This window comes from Thermostichus sp. OS-CIW-20, assembly GCF_054061455.1.
The window spans coordinates 140716-147443 of the sequence record NZ_JBSSEF010000004.1 but is presented as its reverse complement, the minus strand read 5'-3'; the positions used below and the strand labels follow the sequence as shown (position 1 = coordinate 147443).

The following is a 6728-nucleotide window of genomic DNA, read 5'->3' as shown; positions in this document are numbered from 1 at the left end:
CGTCAGCGTCGCGTAGCGACAACGGAAACGGACAGAATGCTATCGCTTCACCGCTGAGCAGTAATGCTCAGCAGTGTTCAGCGTAAATGTATCAGCACAGCTATGAAGCCTATCTCCCTTATCTGGAGTTTCTTCTGGATCAGAAGCTGGACTGGAAAAGCCGCAGTGGCCGCCTGAACTAGCCTATGCCAAGCCAGAGGGTTCCTGCCCCAGCCGCAAGGGGGGATATAGGGGGGCTAGCTGGCTTGCTCTTTGTTCGCGTCTTCCCGCTCCTGAAGAGCTGGCAGAGTTTTCTCAGTGGCTTGGGCGGCTCATCCCAATTGAAAACTTGACTGCCCGATCTGTTGAGGCCAGAATCCGGGACCCAACCCCTAGAAAGAACCCCACTGGCAGGGCAAGCCCAGCCCAACAGCGATACTCTAGAAGGTGTTCTTGAGTAAGTCCGTGCAAACAATGGCTCAGCCTGCCCTGCGCATCCTGCTCGTGCGCCACGGTGAGAGCACCTTCAACGTCGAAAATCGCATCCAAGGCCGCTCCGATCTCTCTCGCCTCACCCCCGGTGGAGAAGCGCAGGCACAGCGGGTAGCTGAGGTTCTGGCCGGGATCCCCTTGGATTATGCCTACTGCAGCCCTCTCTCCCGTGCCCTCGACACCGCCCGTATCATTCTCAAGGAGCGAGCGGGGATCCCTTTGTTTATCAGCGAGTACCTGCGGGAGATCGACCTGACAGCTTGGGAGGGCTTGACCTTTGCCGAGGTGAAGGAGAAATACCCAGAAGATTACCACCTATGGCGGCACCGTCCCGACGAGCTGGAGCTGGAGGGGCGCTTTCCGGTGCGGGATCTCTGGCAGCAGGCGCAGGAGTTTTGGCAACTGCTGGCCGAGCAAGTGAAGTCAGTGCCCCCCGCCTCCTCTGATCGGAGAACCGATCCAAGGCATCCCCTCACCGTTCTCGTTGTCGGACACAGCGGCATTAACCGCGCCCTGGTCAGCACCGCCATTGGCTTGGGGCCGGTTCACTACCACCGTCTTGGGCAAGATAACTGCGCCATCAGCGTTCTCAACTTTCCCCAGGGCCTGGGGGCGCTGCCGCAACTGGAATCTTTGAATATCACTGCCCATCTGGGCCAGCCTCTGCCCAAACGCAAGCAGGGGATGCGTATCCTGCTGGTGCGGCACGGCGAGACGCAATGGAACCGGGAGCAGCGCTTTCAGGGGCAGCGCGATATTCCTCTCAACGCCACTGGCGAGGAGCAGGCAGCTAGGGTGGCGGAGTTTCTGGCCGACCAGCCGCTGAACCTGGCTTTTTCCAGCCCGCTGAAGCGCCCCTGGGCTACGGCGGACGCCATCTGCAGCAACCACCCCAACCTGATCCTACGCCCGATGCCGGAGCTGCAGGAGATCTGCCACGGCGACTGGGAGGGCAAGCTCCAGAGCGAGGTGGAAGCCGAATACCCCGGCGAGCTGGAGCGCTGGCAGCGGGATCCGGCCGCGGTGCAAATGCCCAACGGGGAAAATCTGTACCAAGTGTGGGATCGCACGCGCTCGGCCTGGGAAGAGATTTTGGCCATCACCGCCGCCCAATTTCCCGAAGGCACGGCCGTGGTGGTGGCCCACGACGCCATCAACAAGGCGATCATCTGCCAGTTGTTCGGCCTTTCCCCCCACGCCTTTTGGATCTTCAAGCAGGGCAATGGCGGCATTACCGTTATCGACTACCCGGAAGGAAAGGACGGCACCCCTGTTCTCAAGGTGTTGAACCTCACCACTCACCTGTCCGGCCAGATTTTCGACTGCACCACAGCGGGTGCGCTTTAGGGAGGTGGAAGATGGGATCCACCCTCCCTGCCGACCTGAGCCTGCTCAATCTCTGCCTCCGTGGGGTGCGCCTGTTGGATCCCTGGCAACAGCGGGATGAGGTGACCGACGTGTGGCTGCAGCAGGGCCGCCTCCGGGCCACCGAGCCGGCGGGGATCCCTGCCGACATCCCCCGCCTGGAGGCTGCTGGCTGGGTGCTGGGGCCGGGCTTGATCGATCTGTACGCCCACAGTGGCGAGATCGCTGATCAAGAGCTCTCCCCCTGCCGCGAAACCCTCGCCTCTCTGGGGGCAGCAGCTCTGGCAGGGGGGTTTACCCAAGTGGGTCTTCTCCCTGCCCCCCTGCCCGGAACGGCAACTTTCCCGGTGCTGGACGAGCCGGAGCAGGTGGGCCGCTACCGCCGCCGAGCGGGGGATTCCCGCTGGCTGCCCTGGGCTGCTTTGAGCTTGGGTGACCGGGAAGAAGCTCCCAGCCTCTGGGGAGAGCTGGCCCGCGCCGGCGCCATTGGCTTTGTGGCCCGGACTGAAGGATCAGAGCCGCTGCGGTCGTTGGCCCTACTGCGGCGGGCGCTGGAGTATTTGCGGCCTTGGAATAAGCCGCTGCTGGTGTGGGCCTGGGATCCCAGCCTGGCTGGCTCGGGCAGCCTCTACGAGGGGGTGTGGGCGCTGCGCTTGGGGCTGAAGGGGATCCCAACCAGTGCCGAAACCGCGGCCTTGGCCCGTCTCCTGGAAGTAGTGCGCAGCGTTCCTTCGCCGGCGCCGGTGCATGTGATGCGCCTCAGCCAAGCCCGCAGCCTGGAGCTTGTCCAGCAGGCCCAAGCAGAGGGGCTGCCGGTTAGCGCCAGCACCACCTGGATGCACCTGCTCTTGGCGGAGGAAGCCGTCTTGGAGCACGGCTACGATCCCCACCTGCGCCTCTTGCCTCCTCTCCCCCGCAGCAGCGACCGCGAGGCCCTCATCGCCGGCATCCGCAGCGGCAGCCTGGGTATTGCCACCGACCACGCCCCCTACACCTACGAGGAGAAAACCCTGCCCTTTGCCGAAGCCCCTCCTGGGGCCATAGGCCTGGAGCTGGCGCTGCCCCTGCTGTGGCAGAACCTGGTAGAGACGGGATCCCTGACGGCGCTCCAGCTCTGGTCAGCCCTCAGCCTCTACCCGGCCCGCTGCCTGGGGTTGGAGCCGCCCAGCCTAGCTCCCGGAAGTGACTGGGTGCTGTTCGATCCGGGCCATACCTGGACGGTCTCGGCAGCCACCCTTTGCTCGCGATCCCTGGCCACTCCCTGGCTGGGCAGGACCCTGCGCGGCAAGGTGTTGCACACCCATGTTGAAGAAGGAAGCCAGCCCTGAACCTGAGACCGGCAAAACCCCTTCTCTGTGCCAAGAGGCGCAGGGCCTTGAATTATCCTGGGAGCTAGGCTCAAGGGGGTAGGGGCCCATGAAGCTAGGGAAGCGGCTGGGGACGCTGCCGAGCTTCCGGCAGTTGCAAGGGATCCGCTGGGCATGGGGAGAGTGGAGTCGCCAAGGGGAGCTGGCCTGGCGTACACTACGGCTGGCCTGGGAAAACGCGATGCGCTACCGGCTGTTTGGCCTAGCCTCCGAGATGGCCTACAGCTCGATGTTGGCCCTATTTCCCTTTATCCTCACCCTCTTGACCGGGATTGGGCTGTTTGTCGGCTCCTCTGAGCAAGCTTTTCAGCGCCTGATGGAGCAATTGGGGCAGATTGCCCCCCAAGAAGCCCTGGTGCTTCTGGAACGGTATGCGCGAGAGATCCGCTTTGGGGAAAACCGAGGCTTGCTCTCCCTCAGCTTCTTAGGAACCCTGTGGGCTGCCTCTGGGGCCTTGGGAGCAGTGATGACGGCTTTGGATCTCAGCCACGAGATCCCCCAGGAGATGCGCCGCCCCTTTTGGAGACGCAAGCTGATCTCGATGGTTTGGATGCTAGCTACCCTGGGGTTAACCGGTTTGGCCAGCTTGATCTTCTTGTTCAGTGCCAGCTTTTTCCGCTTCTTGTCCGCCCAAGCGAAATCCCTAGCGGAGGGGGTTGCCGGGCCGGATCAGTTGGATCCCTGGCGGGAGCTGGCGCTGAAGTTGTGGGAAGCGCTCACCTGGCCTATCTCGTTGGGGATGATCGTCGTCTCCTGTTGGGTGCTGTACCGATTCGGCCCCAGCTTGCGCCGGCCCCAAATGCCGATTTGGCCAGGAGCGATTGTGGCCAGCCTGCTTTGGGTTGGGGTGTCGTGGGGGCTGCGGGTTTATGTGGAGCACTTCGGCCAGCTCAACCAAGTCTACGGAGCCGTGGGGGCAGTTATTGTCTTATTGCTGTGGGTTTGGCTCACTTCCTTGGCGCTGCTGTTTGGGGATCAGATTAACATTGCCCTCTACCAGGCCCGACAATGGATTCGGGACTGCTCCCCCACCCCTCATGCAAACGCAGATCCTCCCCCCCACCCCTGAGCACATTGCCTTGGCGGCTGAAGCGCTGCGGCGGGGCCAGTTGGTGGCCATACCTACAGAGACGGTGTACGGCCTGGCGGGCCACGGCCTCAACGAACAGGCGGTGGCAGAGATCTTTGCCGCCAAGGAGCGCCCCCGTTTCAATCCCCTGATCCTGCATCTGCCGGCTGGGCTGGATCTAGAGACACTGCAGGGCTGGCTGGTGGATCTGGAGGCTTTTACTCCCGCCGCTCGCGCTCGCCTGGGATCCCTTGTCGACACCTTTTGGCCGGGGCCGCTGACGCTGGTGCTGCCCAAGGGATCCCGGGTGCCGGATCTCGTCACCAGTGGCTTGCCCACGGTGGCGCTGCGGATGCCCGCCCACCCCGTGGCCCAGGCTTTGCTGCGGGCAGTTCAGGTGCCTTTGGCTGCCCCCAGCGCCAACCGCTTTGGCCGCCTCAGCCCTACCTCGGCCCAGGCCGTCTATGCCGAGTTGGCGGGGCGGATCCCTTACATTTTGGACGGGGGAGAGTGCAGCGTGGGCCTGGAATCGACAGTGCTCAAGCTCAGCCCCGACGGCACGCCCACCCTGTTGCGCCCTGGCGGGATCCCGCGGGAAGTTTTGGAATCCCACCTCAATTTGCCCCTAAGCTCTCCCGCTGCCCCAGACGGCAAGGAGAGTCCAGAGGCTCCCGGCCAACTGAGCAGCCACTACGCTCCCGGTAAGCCCATCTGGCTTTTGCCCACTGCCTTTGCCCAGCTTCAGCCTGAGGATTGGCAACAGTTGCGGCGCTTGGCCACTGGCCACTCGCACCTAGGCATTCTCAGTTTCGCCGCCAAACCAGAAGCGCTGGCAGAAAGCCTCTCCCGCCACTGTCCTGAGGTCACCTTTACCCTAGAATGTCTGGGCCCGGATCCCAACTCGGCGGCCCACGCCTTCTTTGCCAGCCTGCGCCGCCTGGATGAGGGAGCGGCCACCTTGCTGTTGGCTGAACCGCCACCAGTTGTCACTGGCCTAGGTTATGCGATCATGGATCGGCTACGACGGGCCAGCCGCTCATGGAAGTCTCCCCTCTCGTCGCCATCCTAATGGGCAGCGATTCCGATCTGCCCACCCTGGCACCCGCTGCCCAGGTGTGTGAGGAGTTTGGGATCCCCTACCAACTGCAGATCCTCAGCGCCCACCGCACCCCGGAGGCGATGGTGGACTTTGCCCGCCGCGCCCATATCCAAGGGATCCGCGTCATTATCGCCGGCGCCGGCGGGGCGGCCCATCTGCCGGGGATGGTAGCCTCCCTTACCCCTCTGCCGGTCATCGGGGTGCCGGTGTTCAGCCAATCTCTGCAGGGGCTGGACTCCCTATATTCGATCGTGCAAATGCCCAAGGGGATCCCGGTGGCTACTGTAGCCATCGGCAATGGCTACAACGCTGGACTCTTGGCCGTGCAGATCTTGGCCAGCGGCGATCCCGCCCTGCAACAACGGGTGCTGGCCTACCGGGAAAGCCTCAAGCAAGCGGTGCAAGAGAAAAACGCCCAGTTGCAAACTCAGGGGTGGAAAGCCTATCTCAGCTCCGCCGGCAGAGCATAATTATTGGGTGAGAGAGCGTTGGCCTGTCTTGACAGGGATCAGATGGGACGAAGTTGGGGGAGTTGCCAGCGGTGAAGGATGGATCGGGTCGCCCCTCTTCCGGACAGGGATCCTGGCGGGAATATCTGCAGCGAGTTCAGAAAGGGGCAGTGGAGAGGGGATCCCAGGTGGCCCTGTGGCTACTCTCGGGGCCGCAATGGCGGGTTTTGGCCCTGTCGGGCTTGGCCTTGGCGGGGCTGGCTTTTTGGCACTGGCGGCTAGCTCTTTCTCTAGCTGTGGGCAGTGGGGCAATGCTGGGGCTGTATGCTGCGCGCAGCCCTGAGTTCAGCCGCCGCTGGCAGGAGTTGCAAGCCTGGTTTCGCCAAGCCGATCGCTCCCTGCTGCTTGCTGTTGTCGGGGGGGCAGGCGCCGCTCTGGGCACCTACATCGTGGTTTCCATCTGGGCAGAATCCAGCCAGCGCTGGCTGGCCACGGGCGCCATTTTGCAGGGGCTAGCCACCTTTGCCTTGTTGGCGCTGCTGTTTTGGGAGTGGCTTAGCCGCCGCCAAGAGCGGCAGCGTTCCCAACTGGAGCGAGATCTCAGCGACATCGCTTCCCCCGACTCGTACCGACGGCTGCTGGGCGTGCGTCGGCTGCAGAGCTTGATGCCATACCTGGATGCCGAGCAGACGCGGCTAGCGGTGGACTACCTCCGCCTCGCCCTTGACCAAGAAACCGTGGCTGTCGTCCGGGAAGCCCTGCTGGAAGCTCTGCAGGGGTGGGGGATCCTGCGTCGCCTCAACGATTTGGCCGACCTCAAACGCCCCGAAAGCAGCGGGGATCCCTCTTCAGGTCGGAACCACAGCGTCTAGATGGCTGCCTCAACATCTCCGCTGGGGCAGCGAGTC

The 6728-nt window shown here is 63.4% G+C and carries 6 protein-coding genes; all 6 read left to right on the top strand.

Going from position 1 to position 6728, the window contains the following annotated elements:
* Nucleotides 1-453: 453 nt before the first annotated feature.
* The 6 genes from ACVWXC_RS03260 (at nucleotide 454) to ACVWXC_RS03235 (ending at nucleotide 6692) form a co-directional block, all read left to right on the top strand.
* A complete protein-coding gene (locus ACVWXC_RS03260) occupies nucleotides 454-1818 on the top strand; it encodes a histidine phosphatase family protein (RefSeq protein WP_011430495.1) in 1365 nt (454 codons plus the stop codon).
* Between the two features lie 11 nt (nucleotides 1819-1829).
* Complete coding sequence (locus tag ACVWXC_RS03255; RefSeq protein ID WP_414346845.1) at nucleotides 1830-3164, top strand: dihydroorotase; 1335 nt, start codon at nucleotides 1830-1832, stop codon at nucleotides 3162-3164.
* Between the two features lie 88 nt (nucleotides 3165-3252).
* Nucleotides 3253-4272: a YihY/virulence factor BrkB family protein gene (locus tag ACVWXC_RS03250; RefSeq protein WP_457390916.1), complete on the top strand. Its 1020-nt coding sequence runs from the start codon at nucleotides 3253-3255 to the stop codon at nucleotides 4270-4272.
* Nucleotides 4241-5341 (top strand): L-threonylcarbamoyladenylate synthase, encoded by a 1101-nt coding sequence (locus tag ACVWXC_RS03245; protein WP_457390918.1) that lies wholly within the window; start codon nucleotides 4241-4243, stop codon nucleotides 5339-5341. The genes ACVWXC_RS03250 and ACVWXC_RS03245 overlap by 32 nt, the downstream gene beginning before the upstream one ends.
* Nucleotides 5311-5841, top strand: coding sequence for a 5-(carboxyamino)imidazole ribonucleotide mutase (purE, locus tag ACVWXC_RS03240; RefSeq protein WP_011430499.1), 531 nt, complete (start codon nucleotides 5311-5313; stop codon nucleotides 5839-5841). The genes ACVWXC_RS03245 and purE overlap by 31 nt, the downstream gene beginning before the upstream one ends.
* Nucleotides 5842-5912: 71 nt before the next feature.
* A complete protein-coding gene (locus ACVWXC_RS03235) occupies nucleotides 5913-6692 on the top strand; it encodes a hypothetical protein (RefSeq protein WP_071813555.1) in 780 nt (259 codons plus the stop codon).
* Nucleotides 6693-6728: the final 36 nt, after the last annotated feature.